General features: G+C 53.5%; 24 protein-coding genes. 8 read left to right on the top strand and 16 right to left on the bottom strand.

Annotated elements, in window-relative coordinates; genetic code table 11:
• Positions 1-87 precede the first annotated feature (87 nt).
• The 3 genes from LG204_RS09105 to LG204_RS09095 all read left to right on the top strand — a co-directional run bounded on the left by LG204_RS09105 (position 88) and on the right by LG204_RS09095 (position 3466).
• Positions 88-723 (top strand): TetR family transcriptional regulator, encoded by a 636-nt coding sequence (locus tag LG204_RS09105; RefSeq protein WP_230336975.1) that lies wholly within the window; start codon positions 88-90, stop codon positions 721-723.
• A 313-nt stretch (positions 724-1036) separates the two neighbouring features.
• Entirely contained in the window at positions 1037-3076 is a 2040-nt protein-coding gene (locus tag LG204_RS09100) for a putative bifunctional diguanylate cyclase/phosphodiesterase (protein WP_230337876.1), read from the top strand.
• 48 nt (positions 3077-3124) lie between these two features.
• A complete protein-coding gene (locus LG204_RS09095; protein ID WP_230336974.1) occupies positions 3125-3466 on the top strand; it encodes a hypothetical protein in 342 nt (113 codons plus the stop codon).
• A 5-nt stretch (positions 3467-3471) separates the two neighbouring features.
• Here the strand turns inward: LG204_RS09095 and rimO are convergent, their stop codons facing one another.
• On the bottom strand, positions 3472-4797 hold the full coding sequence (gene rimO / locus LG204_RS09090; protein WP_230336973.1) for a 30S ribosomal protein S12 methylthiotransferase RimO: 1326 nt from the start codon (positions 4795-4797) through the stop codon (positions 3472-3474).
• A 60-nt stretch (positions 4798-4857) separates the two neighbouring features.
• Between rimO and LG204_RS09085 the strand changes: the two genes are divergently transcribed.
• A complete protein-coding gene (locus tag LG204_RS09085; protein ID WP_230336972.1) occupies positions 4858-5094 on the top strand; it encodes a hypothetical protein in 237 nt (78 codons plus the stop codon).
• Here LG204_RS09085 and LG204_RS09080 read toward each other — a convergent pair.
• Positions 5038-5826, bottom strand: a complete 789-nt coding sequence (locus tag LG204_RS09080; protein WP_230336971.1) for a ZIP family metal transporter — start codon at positions 5824-5826, stop codon at positions 5038-5040. The two genes, LG204_RS09085 and LG204_RS09080, sit on opposite strands and share 57 nt — an antisense overlap.
• Before the next feature lie 132 nt (positions 5827-5958).
• On the opposite strand from LG204_RS09080, the gene LG204_RS09075 reads away from it, so the two are divergent.
• The 3 genes from LG204_RS09075 to LG204_RS09065 all read left to right on the top strand — a co-directional run bounded on the left by LG204_RS09075 (position 5959) and on the right by LG204_RS09065 (position 9312).
• A complete protein-coding gene (locus tag LG204_RS09075; RefSeq protein WP_230336970.1) occupies positions 5959-6183 on the top strand; it encodes a hypothetical protein in 225 nt (74 codons plus the stop codon).
• A gap of 131 nt (positions 6184-6314) precedes the next feature.
• Positions 6315-6995, top strand: a complete 681-nt coding sequence (locus tag LG204_RS09070) for a PEP-CTERM sorting domain-containing protein (RefSeq protein WP_230336969.1) — start codon at positions 6315-6317, stop codon at positions 6993-6995.
• A gap of 166 nt (positions 6996-7161) precedes the next feature.
• Positions 7162-9312 carry a TonB-dependent receptor plug domain-containing protein gene (locus LG204_RS09065; protein WP_230336968.1) on the top strand — a complete coding sequence of 717 codons (2151 nt, stop codon included), beginning with the start codon at positions 7162-7164 and terminating at the stop codon, positions 9310-9312.
• Between the two features lie 19 nt (positions 9313-9331).
• On the opposite strand, the gene pgeF is transcribed toward LG204_RS09065, so the two are convergent.
• Complete coding sequence (pgeF, locus tag LG204_RS09060) at positions 9332-10072, bottom strand: peptidoglycan editing factor PgeF (RefSeq protein WP_230336967.1); 741 nt, start codon at positions 10070-10072, stop codon at positions 9332-9334.
• The gene (gene rluD / locus LG204_RS09055) at positions 10059-11123 is read right to left on the bottom strand and encodes a 23S rRNA pseudouridine(1911/1915/1917) synthase RluD (RefSeq protein ID WP_230336966.1); all 1065 of its coding nucleotides are present in this window, start codon (positions 11121-11123) and stop codon (positions 10059-10061) included. Before rluD ends, pgeF begins: the two co-directional genes overlap by 14 nt.
• 40 nt (positions 11124-11163) lie before the next feature.
• Here rluD and LG204_RS09050 point away from each other — a divergent pair, with 40 nt between their 5' ends.
• A complete protein-coding gene (locus LG204_RS09050; protein ID WP_230336965.1) occupies positions 11164-11970 on the top strand; it encodes an outer membrane protein assembly factor BamD in 807 nt (268 codons plus the stop codon).
• 24 nt (positions 11971-11994) lie between these two features.
• On the opposite strand, the gene der is transcribed toward LG204_RS09050, so the two are convergent.
• The 12 genes from der to rlmB all read right to left on the bottom strand — a co-directional run bounded on the left by der (position 11995) and on the right by rlmB (position 23760).
• Positions 11995-13566, bottom strand: coding sequence for a ribosome biogenesis GTPase Der (gene der / locus LG204_RS09045; protein WP_230336964.1), 1572 nt, complete (start codon positions 13564-13566; stop codon positions 11995-11997).
• A 3-nt stretch (positions 13567-13569) separates the two neighbouring features.
• A complete protein-coding gene (gene bamB, locus LG204_RS09040) occupies positions 13570-14736 on the bottom strand; it encodes an outer membrane protein assembly factor BamB (protein ID WP_230336963.1) in 1167 nt (388 codons plus the stop codon).
• Between the two features lie 2 nt (positions 14737-14738).
• Positions 14739-15365 carry a tetratricopeptide repeat protein gene (locus tag LG204_RS09035; RefSeq protein WP_230336962.1) on the bottom strand — a complete coding sequence of 209 codons (627 nt, stop codon included), beginning with the start codon at positions 15363-15365 and terminating at the stop codon, positions 14739-14741.
• A 22-nt stretch (positions 15366-15387) separates the two neighbouring features.
• On the bottom strand, positions 15388-16227 hold the full coding sequence (locus LG204_RS09030) for an ABC transporter ATP-binding protein (protein ID WP_230336961.1): 840 nt from the start codon (positions 16225-16227) through the stop codon (positions 15388-15390).
• Positions 16224-17060, bottom strand: coding sequence for an ATP-binding cassette domain-containing protein (locus LG204_RS09025; RefSeq protein WP_230336960.1), 837 nt, complete (start codon positions 17058-17060; stop codon positions 16224-16226). The genes LG204_RS09030 and LG204_RS09025 overlap by 4 nt, the downstream gene beginning before the upstream one ends.
• Before the next feature lie 4 nt (positions 17061-17064).
• Entirely contained in the window at positions 17065-18321 is a 1257-nt protein-coding gene (gene hisS / locus LG204_RS09020; RefSeq protein WP_230336959.1) for a histidine--tRNA ligase, read from the bottom strand.
• 15 nt (positions 18322-18336) lie between these two features.
• Entirely contained in the window at positions 18337-19623 is a 1287-nt protein-coding gene (gene ispG / locus LG204_RS09015) for a flavodoxin-dependent (E)-4-hydroxy-3-methylbut-2-enyl-diphosphate synthase (protein ID WP_268868029.1), read from the bottom strand.
• Positions 19624-19625: 2 nt separating this feature from the next.
• Positions 19626-20600: a RodZ domain-containing protein gene (locus LG204_RS09010; RefSeq protein ID WP_230336958.1), complete on the bottom strand. Its 975-nt coding sequence runs from the start codon at positions 20598-20600 to the stop codon at positions 19626-19628.
• A complete protein-coding gene (pilW, locus tag LG204_RS09005) occupies positions 20597-21352 on the bottom strand; it encodes a type IV pilus biogenesis/stability protein PilW (RefSeq protein WP_407664203.1) in 756 nt (251 codons plus the stop codon). Before pilW ends, LG204_RS09010 begins: the two co-directional genes overlap by 4 nt.
• A complete protein-coding gene (gene rlmN / locus LG204_RS09000; RefSeq protein ID WP_230336957.1) occupies positions 21349-22452 on the bottom strand; it encodes a 23S rRNA (adenine(2503)-C(2))-methyltransferase RlmN in 1104 nt (367 codons plus the stop codon). The genes pilW and rlmN overlap by 4 nt, the downstream gene beginning before the upstream one ends.
• Positions 22453-22458: 6 nt before the next feature.
• Positions 22459-22884 carry a nucleoside-diphosphate kinase gene (ndk, locus tag LG204_RS08995; protein WP_230336956.1) on the bottom strand — a complete coding sequence of 142 codons (426 nt, stop codon included), beginning with the start codon at positions 22882-22884 and terminating at the stop codon, positions 22459-22461.
• Between the two features lie 126 nt (positions 22885-23010).
• A complete protein-coding gene (gene rlmB, locus LG204_RS08990) occupies positions 23011-23760 on the bottom strand; it encodes a 23S rRNA (guanosine(2251)-2'-O)-methyltransferase RlmB (RefSeq protein WP_159355434.1) in 750 nt (249 codons plus the stop codon).
• Between the last annotated feature and the right edge of the window lie 3 nt (positions 23761-23763).

The following is a 23763-nucleotide window of genomic DNA, read 5'->3' as shown; positions in this document are numbered from 1 at the left end:
TTGACTTACATACGTGAATGTATGTATATTATATACAAACATGATTGTATGTAAACCCCATTTTTATAAGGTTATAAGCTTAAGTCTATGGTACGCAAAACCAAAGAAGATGCTGCTATTACTCGTCAACGCATCATAGATGCTGCGCGAGATGTGTTTCTTGTTCGAGGTGTTAGCAGAACCAGCATGGAACAGATTGCTGCTCAGGCGGGCCTGACACGCGGGGCGATTTACTGGCACTTTGACAGTAAAACGGAAATTTTGCTGGCATTGCGTGAGCGCGTGTTTCTCCCCCTGATAGACCGCATGGATGACACCTTGCTTAAAGCTGCTGAGGGTGCAGAAGACCCCTTGCTTAATATAGAGCGTTTCCTGACCGAAACCATACAAGTGCTAAATGACAGTAGCGAGACAAGACAGACGTACGAGATCATGATGATCAAATGTGAGTATGTTGATGAATTCGCTGAGGTTTTGCAACAAATAGCCAACAATTGTTCCAACATATCCCTGAATATCAAGCGAGCTTATCAACGTGCGCAAGAGCTTGATCTACTGGATGCAAGTTGCACGCCAGAAGAGTACGCCATGGATACCTACCTCTTCTTCAGCGGCCTTCTCCATATGTGGATAAAAGATCCGGAAAATAGCGAGCGCCGGCAACAAACAACCAGCTTTATTCGTAGCCATATAAGGTTGCGCCGAAAAACGAAAACAGCGTAAGCAAGCATTGTTTGAGTGCAGCCATAGGTTTTCGCGCACCGAAATATGGCAAATCATGTGCACTACCAGAAATAAGCTCAACAAGAACGCCTCATATCAGTGCCATACCCTCTGGCCTGATCCTTGCTAAAAGCTATGCTGTTATTAAGACTTATTGGCATTCTGCAAACTATCAAGACCATGACTAATCAAGACCATGCGACTCAGCTTAGCTCATCACAGTAAAGTCGAAGACTATACTACCAGCGTGAGTGCATTCATACGCAACTGGCTCCAGCATCGGGAGCACATACTGGACTCTCTGTTGAAAAACATGGAGGGCATGGCCTATTGCTGCCTGATGGATGAGCATTGGACCATGCTTTTCATCAGTGACGGATGTCTTGAGCTGACAGGCTATCGCCCTGACGAACTGCTGCACAATGGTCGTACCAGTTTTGAAGAGCTGACATTGGTTGAGGACCGCGCGCGAATACGCGGCATTGTAGAAGATGCCTTATCCCGGCGTGAGCGTTTTGAAATCGAATACCGGATCATGACGATCGATGGCGATATCCGCTGGGTGAATGAGCGGGGAACCGGGATTTTCAATCCGCAAGGCCAAGTCGAGGCGCTGGAAGGGTTTATTCAGGACATCACACAGCGCAAACTGAACGAACAAGCGCTACAAGAAGCTGAGCGCCGATATCGCAACATCTTCGAGAATTCAATCGAAGGCATTTTCCAGACCAGCCATGATGGCCAGTACATCAATGCGAACCCCGCCCTCGCCAGAATTTATGGTTATGAGAGTCCGGAAGAGCTGATTCAAAACCTGAACAATATTGCCCAGCAACTCTATGTGCAACCTGAAAGCCGCCAGACCTTCCTCACGCTGATGCAACTTGAAGACCGCGTGGTTAACTTCGAGTCGCAAATATATCGCCGCGACGGCAGCACTATCTGGATATCGGAAAATGCCCGCGCTGTGCGCAACGACGAAGGCAAGCTTATTTATTTTGAAGGCACGGTAGAAGACATTACCGAGCGTAAAAGCTATAACGCCCTGATCGAGTATCAAGCCACGCATGATGACCTGACGGGTCTACCCAACCGCACCCTGATGCAGGACAGGCTTCTGCAAGCGATCAGTTACGCAGACCGCACAACCTCCAAGCTTGCCGTGGTATTTGTTGATCTGGATAAATTTAAAGACATCAACGATAGCATGGGGCACTTTATCGGGGATCAGCTGTTGATCGCCATGGCCCGCCGCCTGGAAAGCTGTATCCGCGACAGCGATACCGTTGCACGCCCGGGTGGGGATGAGTTTGTGCTGCTACTTTCCAACATTCACGGCACGGATGCCCTCAGTCAGACACTGCAACGCGTACTGGCACTGACTTCTGAACCCTGCAGCATTGAGGGCAAGGATTTCACCGTCACCAGCAGCATCGGCATCAGCCTTTACCCGGACGATGGCAAGACCAGCGAGAGCCTGCTGAAAAATGCAGACACCGCCATGTACAAGGCCAAGCAGGAAGGAAAGAATAATTTCCAGTTTTATACCCGCGAGCTGAACTCCATCCTGGTCGAACGGCTGGAGATGGAATACCAGATGCGCAACGCTCTGGGACACAATGAATTTCATCTGCATTACCAACCCAAGCTCAATTTGCGGACACAACGCATTACGGGGGTTGAGGCCCTCATTCGCTGGCACAACCCTCGACAAGGGCTGATCTCGCCTAATCGTTTTATTCCGATTGCAGAAGAAAGCAGCCTGATTGAGCAAATCGGCTCCTGGGTTTTAGAGAAAGCCTGTATGGAAAGCATCGCCCTGTCGAGACTTTCCGGTTACGAAGTACCGGTCTCGGTGAATGTGTCCCCGCGCCAGTTTCAGCAGAGCGATCTGGTTGGCAATATTGCACGTGTATTGCAGGAAACAGGGCTGAAGCCGGCTCTACTGGAACTCGAGATTACAGAAGGTACGCTGGCAGACACCTCGCCTCAGTTCATCAAGGTACTGCACCAGTTGAAAGAATTGGGTGTAAAGCTGGCGATTGATGATTTTGGTACAGGTTACTCAAGCCTGGGGTACCTCAAGCATTTTCCGATTGATAATCTCAAGATAGATCGAAGTTTTGTCATGGGACTGGAAAGCGATACAGCCAATCAGGCGATCCTGAAGGCGATTGTCGCGCTGGGTCATAACCTGGGTATTAATTTGGTAGCAGAAGGCGTAGAAACCGAACGACAACGCGATTTTCTGCTAAGCATAGGTTGTGATGAAATGCAGGGGTTTTTGTTCAGCCAACCACTCCCATTTGACCAGGCCGGGAAGCTGCTACAGGCGCAAGACAAGCTTGTGTAGGCCTGACAATGCCGTTATCATGCGTTCAATAGCACTTCAGGAACGATTATGGATTTTCAGACTGGCCAGATTTGCAAGGGTGAAATCTACGGCAAGCAGACATCCAGCAAATTCGTGATGTATAACGTGCTCAAGGTGAGCAAAAACAACATCACCCTGCAAAACATCGACAACCCTCTCAGCCTGTTCGAAACCACCACGCAAAAACTTTTGGCCGCAGGTTATATTCGTGTGAGCCAAACCCCTTACGTCAATACCGAAAAAACCGGCAAAAAACGCAAGGCTATCAAGCAACCTACGCGCTGCCCTTATACGCTGGATTTTCTGGAGGAGCGGGCAGATTCGCAACGCCCGCAACCCATCATGCCGGATTTGTTTGACGGTAGCTGAGAGGCTTACACCAAGTCGGGAGGTCCACCCCACAAGTCGTGTCCATCCGAATCGGTGATCTGCACTTCAACCAGATCACCCGGGTTCAGGCCCTCCGCATCAGCCAGATAAACCACCCCGTCAATTTCCGGCGCATCAGACATGGTACGAGCAATGGCTTCGTCGCCATTAACCTCATCCACCAGCACCGTTTCAAGACGCCCTACCCGGCGTTGTAACTTCTCTGCACTGATCGCTTCCTGCACTTCCATAAACCGCGCCAGACGTTCCTGTTTCAGCTCTTCAGGCACGGCGTCAGGCAAGGCATTAGCCGCAGCCCCATCTACCGCCGAATAAGCAAAGCAGCCCACGCGATCCAATTGCGCTTCCTGCAGGAAATCCAGCAACATCTGGAAGTCCTCTTCGGTTTCCCCAGGGAAGCCTGTAATGAACGTGCTACGAACAGTGATATCCGGACAGATGTCTCGCCATGCCTTGATACGGGCAAGATTATTTTCACTGCTGGCCGGACGCTTCATCGCCTTGAGAATGCGCGGGCTTGCATGCTGGAACGGTACATCCAGGTAAGGCAGGATCAATCCGTCTGCCATCAGCGGGATGATTTCATCCACATGCGGATAAGGGTAGACATAATGCATGCGCACCCACACGCCAAGATCACCCAGACCCCGTGCCAACTCCGTCATGCGCGTCTTGATCGGGCGGCCATTCCAGAAACCTGTGCGGTATTTGACATCGACACCATACGCACTGGTATCTTGCGAGATAACCAGCAATTCGGAAACACCGGCATTAACCAGATTTTCCGCCTCTTGCATCACCTCCCCGATGGGCCGGCTGACCAAGTCGCCGCGCATGGAAGGAATAATGCAGAAGCTGCAACGATGATTACAGCCTTCCGATATCTTGAGATAAGCGTAATGCTTAGGCGTTAAGCGCACGCCTTGCGGCGGCACCAGGTCAGTGTAGGGGTCATGTGGCTTCGGCAGATTCGCATGCACGGCCGTCATGACTTCCTCCAGCGCATGTGGGCCAGTCACCGCCAGCACACTAGGATGGGCTGTCTGCACCACATCAGCCTTGGCGCCAAGACAGCCGGTGACAATTACTTTGCCATTTTCTGCCAAGGCTTCGCCAATCGCATCCAGCGACTCCTGCACTGCGCTATCAATAAAACCGCAGGTATTAACGACCACCAGATCGGAGTCCTGATAGGAGCCAGAAATGCTGTAACCCTCGGCGCGCAGCTGGGTAAGAATGCGCTCTGAATCCGAAGATGCCTTGGGGCAGCCTAAGGAAACAAAGCCTACTTTTGGAATGGATTGGTTCATACGTATATTCTCAATTAAAATCTGGGCACTCACATCACCTGATGTTTCTGAAAAGCCCTTATGTATATTGTTGCCATCGCCTGGCTGTACGTTACCGTACTGATGGCAGCCACCGAACCCAGCCTGGTGGCTGGCATTCTGACCTTCATGTTTTATGGCTTGCTGCCATGCGCGCTACTGCTCTGGCTATTTGGTACGCCTCAACGTCGGCGCAGCAAGCTGGCGCAGGAAAAAGCGGCCCTACTCCAGGAAAAACTTGGTGAGCCAGATAGAAGCAATGCCAAGCATGATCAATAGCACCTGCTGAACCGTCGCCCTTAGTTCTGTACGTTTGTGCAAACCGGGAATCAAATCTGCGACCGCAACATAAATCATGCTGGCGGCAGCCAAGCCCAGAATATACGGAATCCAGCTTTGTACCGTTTGTAATGCAAAGTAGGCGAGCAAACCGCCGCCCAATGTCGCCAGGCTGGAAAGCAGATTCAGCAAAATGGCCTGACGTTTGGTATATCCCGAATGTAACAGGATCAGGAAATCCCCTACTTCCTGCGGAATCTCATGGGCAATGATCGCCAAGGCGGTCACCATGCCCAGTTTCATATCCACCAGAAAAGCCGCGGCAATCAATATGCCATCCACAAAATTATGAAAGGTGTCGCCCACCATGATCATCATGCCGCTGCGGCCATGGTCATGCCCGTGATCGTGCGCGGATGGTGCAGGTTCATGGCCACTATGGGCCTCGCATTCATTGCCGTGGCAGTGTCGCCACAACACCAGCTTTTCCAGTATAAAAAACAGCAGGATACCAAACAGCACCGTCATCGCCATCGCCTCCACGCTGGAGGCTTCGTGCAATGCATGTGGCAATATTTCAAGGAATGCTGCGCCTAGCAATGCACCAATGGCATAACTGACCAGCATGGGAATCCAGGCCGGACGAGCTTTTAAAACAAATAGTGCTGCACACAGAATACTGAGTACGCCACCGGCCAGATTAGTAAAGATGATGGCTGATAATGTCGACATAGCCCCGCATTATACGGGATATCCCTGAAGCCCACGATGCAGAAATAGGACAAAGCACATATGACGCTTGATCTTTCAAATGATAATCATTATCATTGATAAAAATTACGATAACTAGGGAAGCACTGCACGATGTCCACTACTTCATCATTCGCAAAAAAATGCCTGCTGTCACTCTTCGATGAGCTGATCGGGCATGATGGCTTTGGCAATCTGAAAGTCGAAATGCGCATCCTGCGCCGCGGTCAGAAGGAAGTCATTATCGATTGCGGCAAGCAATATCGCTTCGTGGTGGATTTTCAGCCCAAGGGTGTTGAAGCCAACCACACACCCGAAATAGCAACGCTTCTGGAATAGTGATTTACCCCCGGCCAAGGCCGGTTGTTGTATTCATCCGACGGTGTGGGACCGTGGATTTGTAATGTTGAGCCAATCGCCTAACAGCGCCTTCGAGAGGAAGGGTCAACGGCATATTCACGAGGACTATCATGACGTTATCTACAAAACTATCCGCACTTACCCTAGTGCTGGGCGCTGCTTTCAGCGGCTCGGCTTTCGCTACCACCAATGTCTGGGATTCGGCTACTCCATGGGGCAGCGCTACCCTGACCGATTTCGCCGCCTGGGACAACTTTGGCGGCACGACCGACAACTCTGCTGACTACGGCTCCGGTGGCACTGTACGCGAAACCAGCGGTACTTCTTTTGTCACCAGCGGCGGCAACATCTACAGCTTTGCAACCGCGACCAGCTTCGTTTCAACCCTGGTCAGCAGCGCAACTACAGGCTTCTTTGATGTATATATGCGTATTGGCACCTTGGGTACGCTGGCCAACACCACCGCAACGCTGAATGGCGTTGCCGCTACATCCACGCTGGCATTTCATGAAGACCAAGGTACCGTCATGGGCGGCGCCACTGCAGAACAAGAGCAATACTGGCTATGGAGTAATGTAGCAGCTTCTTCGCTGTATACCTTTGCCTTCAACTCAACCACATCCAGCATGAGCCTGGATCAACTGGCGCTGGCAACCGTTGCCCGACCATCGGCACCGATTGCGACCTCACCGGTTCCTGAGCCTGAAACCTACGGCATGATGGCTGCGGGCCTGGGCTTGATTGGCTTCATGGGTCGACGCCGCAGTAAAAACCGCTACAACCTGGCATAAGTCTTACGCCCCGGCCAAATCCATGGCCGGGGCTTTTTCTGTCCTGATCCGAGCCCCTCTCATGTTTATTCCGCCCGCCGGAATCCGTCCGCATGACGCGCGACGGCTAATGATTATTTTCGTTGTCGCATTTAACACGCTATCGGCTCCTGCTCAAGCTGAACTTGTGGATAACGAAAACCCGACAACAGATACTGCAGTGAATAGCAGCATAAAGGCTGCCCCCACCGATTCGAATGAGCAAACACTGCCAGAAGTCAGCGTAAGTGCACGCCATATTGAAGATGAACGCATCGACACAACACGCGCCATCACCACTATCACCAGCGAAGATCTGGAACGCCTGCAACCCGCCACGCTGTTTGATGCCATACGCGATGTGCCAAGTGTGGCGATCAACGGTGGGCCTCGCCCAAGCGGGATGTCATTCAACATACGCGGATATGCCGACAATGAAGATGTCGCAGTAAAAGTGGACGGCATTCCCAAGGGGTTTGAGAAATACCGCATGGGCGGCACCTTTCTGGAGCCTGAACTGCTTAAAAGCGTCGAAGTACAGCGCGGGCCGCAAATTACCAGTGGCTCGGGCTCACTGGGCGGCACCATTATCGCCACCACCAAAGATGCCGCCGACCTGCTGCAGCCTGGCCAGCGCTATGGTGCGCGCGCCAAATTCGGCTATGCCAATAACAACGACGAATATTCCCGCTCATATATGGTGTATGGGCGGCCGGATGACCGGATTGATATTCTCTTCAATTACTCCAATCGTCAGTCCAACGACATCATGCAGCCAGGAGGTATCAGGCTGGAAAGCTCGGCGATCAACTCCATTTCCAAACTGCTTAAAGTCAGTGTTTTCCCAAGCGAAAGCGTGCAGCTGACAACCTCCATCGTCAGTTTTGAAGACAGCGGCCTGCAACCTTATGATGCCACTGGCGGCCAACCAGGTACTTTCGGCAATGTCATCCGCAGCATTGAAGACCTGACCTGGTCAGAAACCCTGCATTACCGCCCTGACAACCGCTGGGTGGATTTCAAAGCCATATTTGGCAAAGGCTACACGGACCTGCATGATTTGATCTACCCCGGCATGTCGAGCATCAACCCGGCCTGCTCCCCCGCACTTTGTCGCGGCAGCCTGAATGACTACTATCGTTATGAAACGACCAATATCGACCTCAGCAACCGTTCACGCATAATCGAAAACAAGGACTGGAACCTGGAGCTTTTGCTGGGCCTGCAATACAACAAAAACAAGCGTGAGGTGAGCCGCTATTTCGACAATACTGCTTATAGCCAGACCTTCTATCCAGATGGCTTCAATGCCTCGGCGCCCCCGGGCACCAAGTCTTACGTTGCTTATTACCTGCAACCCAAGCTGACAGTGGGACGATTAAGCATCATGCCCGGATTCCGCAAAGACTTTTATCAGGTCGATGCCGCAGGCGGCACCTTGGGCCTGCTTGAGCAGTACGATCAGGCATCTACCATCAAATTTCGCCAGGAAAGCTACAGCCTGGGTCTTGCCTATGCTTTGTTACCGCAAGCTTCAAACCAGCAACTCACCCTCTATAGCAATTATGGACAGGGGTTTCGTCCGCCATTGGTGGATGAGTATTTCACGCAAGGGGTATTCAGTCGTTGTCTCAGCTTTTTTATGTCCAATGGCCCGGACTCGCAGATTTGTGGTGATCTTTATCGCCCCCAGACCTCGGAATCCACTGAAGCAGGCATCAGTTACCAGACACCGAGATTGTTCGGTAGCGATATCCAGTTAACATCCAAGCTGAATTTTTTCCATATACGCACCAGCCACCTGCTGACGTCTTTGCGCCAGAACGATGCCGGGGAGATTGTTCAGGATGGATGGGAGCGTCGAAATGGCGTTGAATTTGAAAGCACAATGTCGACACGTCGGCTATATGGCCGGATGTCTTACTCACGCATTACCGGCAAACTGTTTGATGGTGAAGAATATGTTCCGCTCTATACCGTACCCGGCAATGCATTCAACATTACGGTTGGCGGCAATCTGAGTGCAAAAGTGGACGTAAATGTCAGTTACCGCCGGGTTTCCGAGCGTACTGTGGTCACCGCTGGCGGTGGCTTTACACCATTGGTATTTGGTACCCAGGATCGCTATGAAGTGTTTAACGCAGGCATACACTGGGCTGCAACCAAGAATGTGGGATTCCGCTTGATTGGTGAAAACCTGAACAACAAGGAGTATCGGCTGGATGGTGCGTTTGGGGGAACAATAGGTAATATTGCTCCCGGTCGGAATGTACGTATTATGGCGGAGTTTATTTACTAGATTTAGTTAATCTGGCGAACTATCGGCCCAGCCAGATCATGCTGGCCATGCGGCCACATGCGCCATCGCGGCGATAGGAGAAAAAGCGGCTTGCATCATGGAATGTGCAATATTCCCCGCCATAGACTCGCGTCACCCCTAACGCAGCAAGGCGTTGACGGGCAAGCAGATAAATATCCGCCAGCCATTTCCCGTGCTCCGTCGCTTCAAAAGCCTCCGAAGCCTGCGCATCCTGATTGACAAATACCTCACGGACATCATCACCGACTTCAAAAGCTTTCGGGCCAATGGCGGGCCCCAGCCATGCCAGTAACTGATCTCCAGGCACCTGCATACTCTGGACCGTGCGCTCAATCACGCCCTGACTGAGGCCGCGCCAGCCTGCATGGGCGGCAGCGACTACCGTACCGTATGCATCGCATAACAACACCGGCAGGCAATCCGCCGTCATGACGGTACACACGGTATTCACATGCCGCGCTACTGCAGCATCGGCTTGTGGCTGGCAAGAAGCCAACGCCGCGTCCTGCACGATGGTGCCATGCACCTGATCCATCCATATCGGTTCGGATGGCAGCACATCACTCAGTCGCTGCCGATTTTCCGCTACATGCAGAGGATTATCTCCGACATTTGTCCCCAGATTCAGGCTGTCATACGGCGCCCGACTCAGGCCCCCCAGGCGCGTGGTTTGCACCACATGCACATTGGGCGGCGCTGGCCAATCCGGCACAATCAGGGAGGCATCAGTCAATGTCATCTTCGTCATCCAGCAAGTCGTCATCGGGATACGCGTCGTCCAGATCATCGTCATCCATATCACCCTCAAATTCGAATGGAAGATCGACTTCGTCCACTGGCACCAGACGCATGGCTTCCAGCAGTGACTTCATATCGGCGGGCAACTCCACCTGCCACTCCATGAATTCGCCACTAGCAGGATGAATCAAGCCCAGCTTGACGGCATGCAAAGCCTGGCGGCCAAAGTTGAGAACGGTATCGCGCAAAGACTGCGGCATCATGCGCAAAGGTACGATGCCTCCCAATCCATAGACAGGGTCGCCCACCAATGGCGCCTTCAAATGCTGCATATGGACACGGATCTGGTGAGTCCGGCCTGTTTCCAGGTTACACCGCAGATAGGTGTGTACCGCAAAACGCTCCAGCACTTCATAGCGGGTAACGGCAGGCTTGCCATTGCGGTTGATCGCCATTTTGGTTCGGGCATGCGGATGGCGGCCTACTGGCTGGTCGATACGTCCGTTTTGCCACACCTGCCCCCACACAATGGCGCGGTATTCGCGTTTGACGGTGCGCGCCTGCAACTGGCGCACCAGGCTGGTCTGGGCGGTGAGTGTCTTGGCGACAACCAGCAAGCCGCTGGTATCTTTATCAAGGCGGTGCACAATCCCGGCCCGTGGCAGGTCTTTTACCACCGGCGCATGATGCAGCAAGGCATTCAGCAACGTGCCGCTCCAGTTACCCGCCGCGGGGTGCACCACCAGGCCCGCAGGTTTGTTGATGACCAGAATGTGCTCATCTTCATACTGCACATCCAGCGGAATATCCTCGGCCTCAAAGGCATGTTCGTCGGGCGATGGCTGCACTTGCACCTGCAGGCGCTCACCGCCCCACACTTTGGTCTTGGCCGTCACGGTCTGTGGGGGTTCCAGCGTTACCAGGCCGTCCTTGATCCATTGCTGCAAACGCGAGCGCGAATGCTCGGGCAATAGCTTTTGCAGTGCCTGATCCAGTCGCAAGCCGCCAAGGTCTTGTGGAATAATGAGAGTGATAGGAGTGGTTTGGGTCATCGGTTATAATCTACAAGACTTTTAATCTGGATATTTTTAAATGAAGCATAGTTTAGCGTTTATTGCGGTACTCTGGCTGTCTGGTTGCGCGATCTTCGGCGCACCAACTGAGTTAGACGAGACCAAAGGCTGGTCGGCGCAACGCATTTACACCGAAGCCGACGAAAAAATGCGCTCACGCGATTACGAAAAAGCCATCAAATATTTTGAAACGCTAGAGTCTCGCTATCCGCATGGCCGCTTCGCCACCCAAGCACAAATGGACAAAATCTACGCCTACTACAAGCGTAATGACCCGATTTCCACCATTGCCTCTGCTGATCGCTTCATCAAGCTGCATCCAGATCATCCCAATATCGACTATGCCTACTACATGAAAGGCCTAGCGACATTCAACGAACGCGGCGTGGTTGAAAAACTGACCAAACAACAAATCAGTGATCGCGACCCCAAGTCGTTGCGCGAATCCTTCCTGTCACTCAAAGAGCTGGTCACCCGCTACCCCAACAGTCGCTATGTCAAGGATGCCACGCTGCGCATGACTTACCTGGTGGATATGCTGGCTAACCATGAACTGCACGTGGCGCGCTACTACATGAAACGTCAAGCCTATCTGGCCTCGGTCAATCGCTGCAAGTTCGTGCTGGAAACCTACCCTGACTCTCCTTCGGTTGAAGAAGCGCTGGTGATCATGATCAGTGCCTACGACCTCATGGGCATGGACGATTTGAAGCAGGACACACTGCGCGTGCTTCAAACCAACTATCCAGACAGCAAAATGCTGAAAAAGGGTGTTCCAGAAGAGCGTGTATGGTGGAAGTTCTGGGAAGGGCTCTACGCGTCTTGATACACGCTTAAAACCGCGCCAGCGTTACTTCTTGCTGGCGCGCCCTTTACTTGCCGCAGGCGCCTTTTTGGTGCCTGTTGCATTTCTGGGCTTGGCTGGGGCTTTAGGCTTGACCGCGGCTTTTGGTTTTACAGCCGCATTAAGCTTGGTACCTGCAGGCTGGGCCAACGCTTCTTTTTCAGCACGACTCTTGGCATTCAGCTCAGCACGCTGCGCCGTTTTGCGACGGCGCATGCTGACGATACCCTCGCCTGCCTTGCGCTTGTCTTCTGGCTCGGCAAACGGATTGGCACCCTGATTGAATTGCACGCGCAATGGCGTACCGGTCAGTTGGAAGGCTTTACGGAAAACCCCCTCCAGATAACGCTTATAGCTGTCTTTCACGCCATCCACATGGTTGCCGTGGATTACCACAATCGGCGGATTGCTGCCCCCCTGGTGCGCGTAACGCAGTTTGGGGCGGATGCCTTTGCTGATGGGGGGTTGATGCTGAATGATGGCATCTTCCAGCACGCGGGTCAGTTGCGGTGTGGAGAGCTTGGCCATGGCCGCCTTGTAAGCGCCATCTACCGAGGTAAATAACTCCGGCAAGCCCTTCTTGCGAAGAGCGGAAATATAGTGGAATTTGGCAAAATCCAGAAACTGCAGCTTGCGATCAATTTCGCGCTTGATCCAGTCGCGCTCATCCTCTTTCAGGCCATCCCATTTATTGATGGCAACCACCAGAGCACGACCTGCCTCAAGAATATAAGCCGCCACATGGGCATCCTGCTCAGTAATGCCTTCCTGGGCATCTACCACCAGAATCGCCACATTGGCTTCTTCAATCGCCTGTATGGTTTTGATGACGGAGAATTTTTCGATTGCCTCAAATACCTTGCCGCGCTTGCGCACACCAGCGGTATCGATAATCGTGTAATGCTTGCCGTTGCGCTCAAGATCAATATGGATCGAATCGCGCGTAGTACCCGGCTGGTCAAACGCGATCACGCGCTCCTGCCCCAGCAAGGCATTGACCAGCGTGGATTTGCCCACATTCGGCCGACCGACAATCGCCACTTTGGGCGTGCGGCTGCCATCATTTTCCTCTTCAGGCTCAGGCTCTGGGAAGTCGGCAAGCGCGAGTTCCACCAGGTCGCGCACCCCTTCGCCGTGGGCAGAAGAGATGGAGAGCGGATCACCCAGGCCCAGCTCATGAAATTCTGCACTGACAATCGCACGCTGCATGCCCTCTGTCTTGTTAACGGCAAGCAATACCGGGCGCTGGCTTTTGCGCAGGCGATCTGCGATCACCTTATCCTGCGGTGCCAGGCCATTCCGCCCATCGACCATAAAGATCACGACATCGGCTTCATCAATCGCCAGCAATGTTTGCTTGGCCATTTCTTTCAGAATGCCACTGTCTACCAGCGGCTCAAACCCGCCGGTATCCACCACCAGAAATGGCTTGTCGCCACCTATCCCACGTCCATAGTGGCGGTCGCGTGTCAGGCCGGGCAGATCGGCCACCAGCGCATCCCGGCTCTTGGTCAGCCGGTTAAAAAGCGTGGATTTGCCGACATTGGGACGGCCGACCAGTACGATGGTGGGTAGCATGGATTATTTCAGTGAGATTGCGTAAAGCCCGCCCTTGCGGGTTTGGACCAGAATACCGTTGGTGCCCAGAGCGAGCATTTGTGGCATGACGGGACTATCTTCGGTGCGGATACGGCCTTCAAAAGCGCCATCTTCACGCCCGAGGAAATGCACATAGCCTTGAATATCGCCCACCGCCACCACGCCGCCCATGGGCAACGGTGCGCTGAGCTGACGATTTTTGAGGTCGCCCTGACGCCAGAACGTCTTGCCGCTGGAATATTCCAGCGCGTAGACCGAGCCAATCGCATGGGAAACATACACGCGCGCATCTTCTGAATTTAGGCCGGTATAGCTGGAAATATCACGACCCCAGCTCACACGGCCAGTCGCACGGTCAACTGCGGCGATCTTGCCCTGGTATGCCACGGCATAGACCAAAGGACCATCCACCACGGGCAGACTGGTAATGTCTGCGATACGTTCGATTTCAGTTGTACCCTTGGGTTGGGCAACGGAGGCTTCCCAGATGACCTTGCCATCTTCCACGCGCAAGGCAATCAGCTTGCCACCGGCAAACCCGGCATAAGCCGCGCCACCATCCACGGCCACGCCTGCGCTGCTGCGCAGGCTCAATGCCGGGGTAGCGCGCTCATATACCCACTTGCGAGCGCCATCTACCGCGTTCAAGCCAAAGATACGGCTATCGCCACAACGAACGACAACCACACCGTTATTCACTTGCGGAGCGCTCAGCACTTCGCTGCTCACCTTGGATTTCCATAGCATTTTGCCTGCCTGGTCATAGGCAACAACATAGCCTGTGGCCGTACCAACCAGTACCAGATCACTGCCTACGCCAACGCCACCGGATAAACGCTGACCAGCGTTAACCTTCCACACCTGTGTACCCTTGATGGCATCAAACTTGAAGATATCACCCGACGCATTGGCAGCAAACACCTGACCATTGATCGACGCTGGTGTGAAATCGTAATCATCCGCTGCACCAAGACTGGCACGCCACATGATTTTGGGCGTCATGCTGGCCTTAAAATCCACCAGCTCAGCAGGCGGATCACTCAGCTCACGACCAAACATGCGCTCCGAAATATCGGTCTTCATGTCGCCGATAGTGGAGCAACCGCTTATCGCCAGTGCAATCAGCACGGCTAATGAAATCTGACGCAAGGTTAGCTCCCCAAGGATTCCAGTTTATGCTCAGTGAAGCGACGATAGCGCCCTTGTTCGTCCAGCTTGAGCAATGCTTCCTGATAGGCCTGCTTGGCCTCGGCTTTTTTGCCTTGTGCCAGCAGAATGTCGCCCTTCAAATCGGCAAACAAGCCATCAAACGCGGCATCATGCTTTTGTGCCAGCGTTTTCAAGGCAGCTTCATTGTCTTTTTCTTCAAACTGGATACCTGCGAGTTGCAACATGGCAACAGCCGCCACCTGGGCCTCCTTGGCATGCTCGGCTGCCCATGCCAACTGACGCTTGGCACTTGCCAGGTCCTTGCTGGTATAGCTCACTTTCGCAGCAGCAATCGCGGCACGCGCAGCGTAAGGCGTAGAGGCAAAGTTATCCATGAGCTCGCCGGCAGCAGCCTGAATTGCCGGAGTATCCTTGATATCCAGCTGGGTCATTGCCTGATACTTGGCCGAAGCCTTGATCGCCTGCTGGTTAAGGTAGTAATTCCAGCCCTTGTAACCTGCCAGAGCAATGACGACTGCAATCAGCAGCGCCTGAACATATTTACCGTTGGTTTTCCACCAGCTTTTCAGCGTGTCCAACTGTTCTTGTTCTTCCAAATCGTATGCCATTACGCCATCCTAAAATTCGAGGTTAATTATCAACTTGCACTTGATTAGCCTGCGTTGCCAAACCAGCCAACTGCCGACGTCCTGGAATCGCATTTAGCAGATTCCGGGTATATTCCTGCTGCGGGGCTTGATACAGGGAGTCCACATCACCCTGCTCAACCACCCTCCCCTTGTACATGACCGCCACCTGATCCGCAATATGACGCACCACACGTAAATCATGTGTGATAAAGAGATAACTGAGCTGCATCTCCTGCTGCAGTTCGCGCAAGAGCAGCAATATCTGCGCTTGAATGGAAACATCCAGTGCAGAAACCGGTTCATCGCAGACCACCACCTTGGGCTCAAGCACCAGGGCACGGGCGATACCAATACGCTGACGCTGACCACCAGAAAACTCATGCGGATATTTCTGAAAATCAGACTCGCTCAAGCCAACGCGCTTTATCATGTGGGCGACCTTGCGCTGCTGCTCGGCAGCATTGCCAATATCATGAATCAGCAAGCCTTCGCCTATGATTTCGCCCACGCGCATGCGCGGATTCAATGAGGCAAACGGGTCCTGAAACACCATTTGCAGATCCCGGCGTACCGCGCGCAATTCCTTGCCCGTAAGCTTGGCAAGATCATGGCCTTGAAATTGCACTTCGCCACTATCCAGGGGCAGCAATTGTAACAGACATCGGGCCAGGGTGGACTTGCCACTACCAGACTCACCAACCACGGCCAGGGTTTCTCCAGCATTCAGCTCTATGCTGACATCATCCAGCGCCTTGACCTTTTGCTGACCGAGACCAAACAAGCCACCGCGTTGCGGGTAAGTTTTAACCAGATGACGCGCTACCAGAATAGGTTCGCTCATGGATCGACTCCATTTGTTAGCCAGGCATAATCAATCGGCTTCAATGGTTTCTTGCCGTCCGCATCCGGGACGCAATCCAGCAAGGCCCTGGTATATGGGTGCTGGGGATTGCCGAGCACATCGGCCACCGGGCCGGATTCGACAATCTCGCCACGGAACATCACCACGACATCATCAGCAATATCCGCCACCACGCCAAAATCATGGGTAATAAACAGCATGCCCATGTTCATGCGGGTTTTGAGTTCGTCCAGCAACTTGAGTATCTGCGCCTGCACCGTCACATCCAGCGCGGTGGTGGGCTCATCCGCAATCAGCATGGCGGGCTCGCAGGCAATACTCATGGCGATCATCACACGCTGGCGTTGCCCACCAGAAAGCTCATCAGGATAACTGTCGGCGCGCTCGGCAGGAATGCCGACCTGCTCAAGCAGGCTGCCAACGCGTGCTCGCAAGGCTTTCCCGCGCAGGCCAAGGTGTTCCGTCAGGCTCTCGCCTATCTGGTAACCCACCTTCAGCACGGGATTCAGCGAGGTCATCGGCTCCTGAAAAATCATGCCGATCTGTTTGCCGCGTATGCCACGGATTTCTTCAGTACTCAGGGAGGCCAGATCGCGCCCCTGGAAAATGACACGCCCATGAGTGCGTTGCAGCTGCTCCGACAATAGCCCCATGACAGAGAGTGCCGTCAGGCTTTTGCCGCTGCCAGACTCCCCAACCACACAGGTAGTTTTACCTGACTCCAGCACAAAAGATACCTGATTGACCAGCTTGCGCTGGGGCGATTTTACCGGGACAACCGTCAGTTCTTCCATGCGCAGCAAGGCAGTCATGAGCTCACTCCTTCAAGTGTTGTATCGCCTGTAGCAAATCGAGCCGCTGTTGCTCGCCCCCACCCTTCATGGGCTTGAGGGTAATCTCGCCAGCCTGGGCTTCATCATCGCCGAGAATCAAAGCAAACCGAGCGCCGCTACGATCGGCTTTTTTCATTTGCGACTTGAAGCTGCCACCACCTGCATGCAGCGCAACAGAAACTCCCGCCTCACGCAACTGCTCGGCAACCTGCGGAGCCAAGCGTTCGGCATGCTCGCCCAGATTCACCAGATAACCGTCTAATCCTTGCGTGGCCTCAATACCGTATTCCTGCATCAGCAAGAAGACTCGCTCAAGGCCAATACCAAAGCCACACGCCGGAGTGGCATCGCCACCCAATCGCTCTACCAGGGTATCGTAGCGACCACCGCCAGCAATCGTGCCCTGGCTGCCCAGGCGGGTGGTCACCCATTCAAACACCGTGCGGTTGTAATAATCCAGGCCACGCACCAGACGGGTATTCAGCCCAAAAGGAATATTCGCTGCTTTTAACAATGCACATACCGCATCAAAGTGAGCACGGCTTTCCCCACCCAGGGTATCCAGCAAGCGCGGCGCACCTTCTATCATGGCCTGCATGCGGGGATTCTTGCTATCCAGAATACGCAACGGATTGGTATGCAGGCGCCGCTTGGCATCTTCATCCAGCAAATCCGCATGCTGCTCGAAATAGGCAATAAGTACCTGACGGTATTCCGCCCGCTCATCGGCATCCCCAATGGTATTCAGTTGCAGCTCGACATCGGTCAACCCCAGTGCGCGCCACAAGCGCGCCAGCAGCATGATCTGTTCGGCATCCACTTCAGGTTGGGCATAACCGAATGCTTCCACGCCAATCTGATGGAACTGACGCTGGCGGCCTTTCTGAACATTTTCGTGCCGGAACATTGGGCCCATGTACCACAAGCGCTGCGGGCCATTGTAGGTAAGACTGTGCTCTACCACTGCCCGCACGCAGCCGGCCGTGCCTTCTGGCCGCAGGGTCAGCTTGTCACCATTCAGCGCATCAACCCAGGAATACATCTCTTTTTCCACGATGTCGGTATGCTCGCCCACGCTACGAATAAAAAGATCGGTAGGTTCAACAATGGGCATGCGTATATTGCGATAGCCATATTGGCCAAGCACCTGCCTGGCCGTGTCTTCCAGCTTTTGCCAAAGCGCTGTTTGCTCGGGCAGGATGTCGTAAAAACCTTTGATGCTTTGAAATTTATCAGCCATGTTATTAATTGCTTTTTATATTGCCTTGAGCGGAATGGTCTTTTGCTGCAATGGCAGCGACTGACGCAGCTTGCCACCTTCGGCGTAATTCTTTTGTACGTAGTCTTCCACTATCGTCTGAAACTCTTCCGCGATCGCGTCGCCTTTAAGGGTGACGGTTTTCTGACCATCGACAAATACAGGGGCGACAGGCACCTCACCCGTGCCGGGCAGGCTGATGCCAATATTCGCAAGCTTGGATTCACCAGGGCCATTGACGACACAACCCATGACAGCCACGCTCATGGTTTCCACACCCGGATACTGACTGCGCCATATCGGCATTTGTTCGCGCAGATAGCGCTGGATTTTTTGAGCAAGCTCCTGGAAGAAGGTAGAGGTAGTACGGCCACAACCAGGGCAAGCTGTTACCAAGGGCGTAAAGGAGCGTATCCCCATGACCTGCAGAATTTCTTGCGCCACCACGACTTCCCTGGTGCGGGCCTCCCCCGGCTCAGGCGTTAGCGATACACGAATGGTGTCGCCTATGCCCTCCTGCAACAACAGCGCCAGAGCCGCTGTAGAGGCGACAATGCCTTTGGACCCCATGCCCGCCTCGGTCAACCCAAGATGCAAGGGATAACTACAACGGGAAGCAAGATCACGGTATACGGTCACCAGATCCTGCACATCGCTCACCTTGCAGGAAATGGTAATGAATTTAGATGGGAGACCAAGCACTTCGGCTTGGGCAGCACTTTCCAGTGCAGATTGAATAAGGGCCTCACGCATCAACGCATCGGCTGACAATGGCTCCGCACGCTTGGCATTTTCATCCATCATGCGTGCCATTTTCTCCTGATCCAGACTGCCCCAGTTCACGCCAATACGTACGGGCTTCTGGTAATGGATGGCAGCTTCGATCATGGCGGCAAACTGCTCGTCTCGCTTGCTGCCCTTGCCCACGTTACCTGGATTGATACGGTATTTGGCCAAAGCTTCAGCGCAATCGGGATATTGCGCCAGCAGCTTGTGTCCGTTGTAGTGAAAGTCGCCCACCAATGGAACATTGCAACCCAAGGCATCCAGCTCGCGCCGGATGGTGCTCACCTGTGCGGCAGCTTCGGGGGAGTTAACGGTGATGCGCACCAGCTCGGAACCTGCCTGCCAAAGCTCAAACACCTGTTGGACAGTAGCAGCAGCATCAGCGGTATCCGTATTGGTCATGGACTGCACGACCACCGGGGCACTGCCACCAACGGGAACATGGCCCACCATCACCAGATTGCAGGGGCGGCGTTTCAAGGCTTGTTGCTGACTCAAGATTACTCCAGTGTAATACGGACGACGTTAAGCCGGTTGTATGGCGCGGTATCCACCGGTTTATCGTCATAAATCAATTGGCTACCAGCAGCGTTGCCGATGGTCACCTTCAAGGGTGGCTCGCCTTCGACCGCATCATCACTGCCTGCGCGCTTGGTTTTATTGAAAATCTCTTTGCCATGGCGATCAATGATGCTGACCCAGCTATCTTCCGTGAAAATCAGGCGTACCTTGTGCAGCGCAGCTGAAGATGCAGGAGTGTCTGCATTCGTGTTAGCGGGAGCAGGTGTCGCAGCAGGGGCTAGCGTCACGGCCTGCGCAGCAGTTGGCGTGGCTATGGTGGATGCCGTCGGCTCAGCAGTTGGCGCTACACTCGCTTGCTCGGGCGGCAGCGTTAGTGCCTCTCCCTCCGATGGGGTTTGTGCAGGCTCAGGCTCGCGTTCTGCAGCAGGCAAAGCCACTTGAGGCAGGCTTTCCATGTTGTCTTGGCTCACCTCACTGCTAGAGCTTCCCAGATGCAAGTCAGGCAGCTGAGGGATCAGCTGTTCGTCATACATCAACCATAATCCAGCGCCCAATAAGACCAGAACGCTAGCATAGATGTACTTTTTCCAATCCTTGGTACGTGATTGGGAAATAGGAATATTCGCCGATGGAATACTGATGTTTTTATGCTCTTCCGATGGCGTTTGAGCACGGTAAGCAGCCAGCAGAGGCTCGGCATCAATCTCCAGGAATTTGGCGTAATTGCGTATGAAGCCACGCGTGATGGTGGGCTCAGGCAGCAATGAAAAATCATCCGTTTCCAACGCATGTATCTGGCGCTCACTGATACGCAAGCGGGTATGAATGTCGATGACAGACAAGCCCTTCTGCTCGCGGGCGGCACGCAAGGTGGCGCCAATGGATGATGCATTGAAAGACGCGCTACTTGCGTCGGCCTGAATGTCAGTTGCTACTGGTGTGGTTTCCGTCATTGCGATTGTTGCCCTGAGAGAAGTGCCTTGGTTTGCTCGGAGTTCGGGTATTTTTTACGCAACAGCAGCGCATAGCTTGCTTCGGCATCACGATCACCAAGAATGCGTTCGATGCGAATACCCAGCCATAAAGTATCTGGGCCGGGGTTGTTGATCAATGCATTTTTCAAGGTATTGCGCGCAATACCAACCTGGCCGCGGTTAAACTGAATCGTTGCCAACTGATAGGCAGCTGTTTGTAGCAGAGGTTGCGCCTGCAGGGCTTTTTCAAGGTACCCTTCGGCAGCTTTTTCGTCTTTTTTCTTGAGGGCGCAAATGCCAGCATTCATATATGCCACGCCGGGAGTGGCATATAGCGGATTTTTAACCGCCTCGGTAAATTGCACGATGGATTCATCGATACGATTACGAGAGCACAGGAAGGAGCCGTAATTATTGCGCGACTCCGAGTTGTTGGGCTCAATCTGCAAGGAACGCTTGAAGTTGCTATCGGCCTTGGCATCTTCCCGTAACGCACCATAGACCAAGCCTAGCCCGTTATATGCCATGGCGTAGTTACCATCAATCCGAATGGCTTCAGTAAACTCTTCAAGCGCAATCGCCATCTGGTTTTGCGCAAAATAACCAGCCCCAAGCTCGGTATGCACACGGGCGCGTTCACGTGCGCTCGTTTCACCAGCACTGTAAGGCTGAGCCTGTTGCTCAGCACATCCAGCCAGGCCGATCAACACTACCATCAGCCAACGTTTCAAACTGTTTTCTCCACCGGAATAACCTGCATGACTTTATGGCGTTCAGTCCGCCGCGTTTTATCCTGGACCTTGCCCGCCAGTTGACCGCAGGCAGCATCAATATCATCACCGCGTGTTCTGCGCGTCGTGACGACGTAATCCGCTTGCATCAACACATCGCGAAAACGACGAATCGCCTCTGGCTTGGATGTGTCATAGCCACTATTGGGGAATGGATTGAATGGAATGAGGTTGAATTTGCATGGCACGTCACGCACGATATCCAGTAACTGGCGAGCGTGCTCCACACTGTCGTTCACCCCATCCAACATCACATATTCAAACGTCACGAAGTCGCGCGGGGCTTTTTCAAGATAGCGCTGGCAAGCTGCCATCAGCTCCTTGATCGGGTATTTTTTGTTGATAGGCACAATCACATCGCGCAGGGCATCGTTTGGTGCATGCAATGACACGGCGAGTGCCACCGGACATGCTTCGCGCAGTCGATCCATGGCAGGCACCATGCCGGAGGTGGAGACGGTGACACGTCGACGACTCAGGCCATAAGCAGAGTCATCCAGCATGATATTGAGGGCTGTGACTACATTATCGAAATTGGCCAAGGGCTCACCCATGCCCATCATCACCACATTGCTGATGATGCGATCGCCCTTGGGGTCACGCCCCAGCGCCTTGTTGGCGACCCACAACTGGCCGATGATTTCAGACACGCTCAAATTGCGATTAAAGCCCTGGCGACCTGTCGAACAGAATGTACATTCCAGCGCACAACCGACTTGTGAAGAGACACACAGCGTACCACGCTCGGCTTCGGGGATGAATACGGTTTCCACTCCATTCCCGGTACCAGCATCAATCAGCCATTTACGGGTGCCATCTTCAGAAATCTGCTCAAGCTTGATTCCAGGCGGGGTGATTTCCGCCTGGTCTTTCAGCTTGTCGCGCAGCGATTTGGCAATATCCGTCATCTGATCAAAATCATGCACCCCGAAGTGATGCATCCAGCGCATCAACTGTTTGGCGCGAAAAGGTTTTTCGCCCAGGCCGTGAAAGTACTCGGCGAGTTGAGGCTGGCTGTAATTGAGCAGATTAACGGTCATTGCAACTTAGCGGCTGTGAACTTGCGAAGCCGGGAAGAAGTAAGCGATTTCAATCGCTGCATTCTCAACGGAATCACTACCGTGGACGGCGTTGGCATCAATGCTTTCAGCGAAGTCAGCGCGGATGGTGCCTGGTTCTGCCTTCTTTGGATCAGTCGCGCCCATCAGGTCACGATGTGCCAGAACAGCGTTTTCGCCTTCCAGCACTTGAATAACCACAGGACCGGAGATCATGAACTTGACCAGGTCAGCAAAGAAAGGACGCTCTTTGTGCACAGCGTAGAAGCCTTCAGCTTCAGCTTGTGACAGTTGTGCCAGGCGCGAAGCAACAATCTTCAGGCCAGCATCTTCAAAGCGGGTGTAGATCTTGCCGATAACATTCTTGGCAACAGCATCGGGTTTGATAATGGAAAGGGTACGTTCAACAGCCATGATAGCTCCAAAAAATTAACACTACGAAAAACCGACTAAAATAGCATTTTAGCAGTTTAAAATAAACCCACGCGGCAAAATCCAGCCTTGCCGGGCGGGAGACTCTTGTTTACAGGATAAGCAAGCTTAAAGCGCGTTACGCTGGCGTCTTGCCTCGTAAAGGCAAATGCCACTCGCTACCGACACATTCAAGCTTTCTACCGAGCCGAACATGGGAATGCTCACCAGCGTATCGCAGGTTTCAGCAGTGAGACGACGCAAACCCGCACCTTCAGCCCCGAGCACCAGTGCCAACGGTCCATCCAGCTTGGTGGTGAAGAGATTGCCCGGTGCGTCGGCCGCAGCGCCAACCACAAACACGCCAGCCTCCTGCAACTCGCGCAGGGTACGCGCCAAATTGGTCACCGCGATGAAAGGGATGGTTTCGGCTGCACCGCACGCGACTTTGCGCACGGTCGCATTCAGACCTGCGGCCCTATCCTTGGGGGCAATCACCGCATGCACACCCATGGCATCCGCCACGCGCAGGCAGGCGCCCAGGTTATGAGGGTCTTCCACCCCATCCAGCACCAGGAAAAACGGGGGCTCGGTCAGATCCGACTCCAGGATATCGTGGATATCCTTGTAAGGAATCGGCGTATCCACCACGCGGGCAATCACACCCTGATGCCGACCGTTAGCGCCTGCCATCCCATCCAGACGGGAACGCTCCACCTGCATCAGGCGCACAGAGGCGCCTTCCGCCAGGTTGATCAGGTCCTTCATGCGGGCGTCCACACGATCTTTGTCGATCAGGATTTCCTGCACGCTGGCCGCATGCTGACGCAAGCGGCTCAAAACGGCGTGAAATCCAAACAATATACGGCTATCACTCATTAC

The organism is Methylovorus menthalis (genome assembly GCF_020523625.1).
Taxonomy (GTDB): domain Bacteria; phylum Pseudomonadota; class Gammaproteobacteria; order Burkholderiales; family Methylophilaceae; genus Methylovorus; species Methylovorus menthalis.
This window is presented reverse-complemented; position numbering and strand designations above follow the sequence as displayed.

Bases quoted from the DNA above. Each gene is read 5' to 3' on its own strand.
- LG204_RS09105 (WP_230336975.1), top strand. From the start codon at position 88: ATGGTACGCAAAACCAAAGAAGATGCTGCTATTACTCGTCAACGCATC.
- LG204_RS09100 (WP_230337876.1), top strand. From the start codon at position 1,037: ATGGAGGGCATGGCCTATTGCTGCCTGATGGATGAGCATTGGACCATG.
- LG204_RS09095 (WP_230336974.1), top strand. From the start codon at position 3,125: ATGGATTTTCAGACTGGCCAGATTTGCAAGGGTGAAATCTACGGCAAG.
- rimO (WP_230336973.1), bottom strand. From the start codon at position 4,797: ATGAACCAATCCATTCCAAAAGTAGGCTTTGTTTCCTTAGGCTGCCCC.
- LG204_RS09085 (WP_230336972.1), top strand. From the start codon at position 4,858: ATGTATATTGTTGCCATCGCCTGGCTGTACGTTACCGTACTGATGGCA.
- LG204_RS09080 (WP_230336971.1), bottom strand. From the start codon at position 5,826: ATGTCGACATTATCAGCCATCATCTTTACTAATCTGGCCGGTGGCGTA.
- LG204_RS09075 (WP_230336970.1), top strand. From the start codon at position 5,959: ATGTCCACTACTTCATCATTCGCAAAAAAATGCCTGCTGTCACTCTTC.
- LG204_RS09070 (WP_230336969.1), top strand. From the start codon at position 6,315: ATGACGTTATCTACAAAACTATCCGCACTTACCCTAGTGCTGGGCGCT.
- pgeF (WP_230336967.1), bottom strand. From the start codon at position 10,072: ATGACATTGACTGATGCCTCCCTGATTGTGCCGGATTGGCCAGCGCCG.
- rluD (WP_230336966.1), bottom strand. From the start codon at position 11,123: ATGACCCAAACCACTCCTATCACTCTCATTATTCCACAAGACCTTGGC.
- LG204_RS09050 (WP_230336965.1), top strand. From the start codon at position 11,164: ATGAAGCATAGTTTAGCGTTTATTGCGGTACTCTGGCTGTCTGGTTGC.
- der (WP_230336964.1), bottom strand. From the start codon at position 13,566: ATGCTACCCACCATCGTACTGGTCGGCCGTCCCAATGTCGGCAAATCC.
- LG204_RS09035 (WP_230336962.1), bottom strand. From the start codon at position 15,365: ATGGCATACGATTTGGAAGAACAAGAACAGTTGGACACGCTGAAAAGC.
- LG204_RS09030 (WP_230336961.1), bottom strand. From the start codon at position 16,227: ATGAGCGAACCTATTCTGGTAGCGCGTCATCTGGTTAAAACTTACCCG.
- LG204_RS09025 (WP_230336960.1), bottom strand. From the start codon at position 17,060: ATGACTGCCTTGCTGCGCATGGAAGAACTGACGGTTGTCCCGGTAAAA.
- hisS (WP_230336959.1), bottom strand. From the start codon at position 18,321: ATGGCTGATAAATTTCAAAGCATCAAAGGTTTTTACGACATCCTGCCC.
- LG204_RS09010 (WP_230336958.1), bottom strand. From the start codon at position 20,600: ATGACGGAAACCACACCAGTAGCAACTGACATTCAGGCCGACGCAAGT.
- rlmN (WP_230336957.1), bottom strand. From the start codon at position 22,452: ATGACCGTTAATCTGCTCAATTACAGCCAGCCTCAACTCGCCGAGTAC.
- ndk (WP_230336956.1), bottom strand. From the start codon at position 22,884: ATGGCTGTTGAACGTACCCTTTCCATTATCAAACCCGATGCTGTTGCC.
- rlmB (WP_159355434.1), bottom strand. From the start codon at position 23,760: ATGAGTGATAGCCGTATATTGTTTGGATTTCACGCCGTTTTGAGCCGC.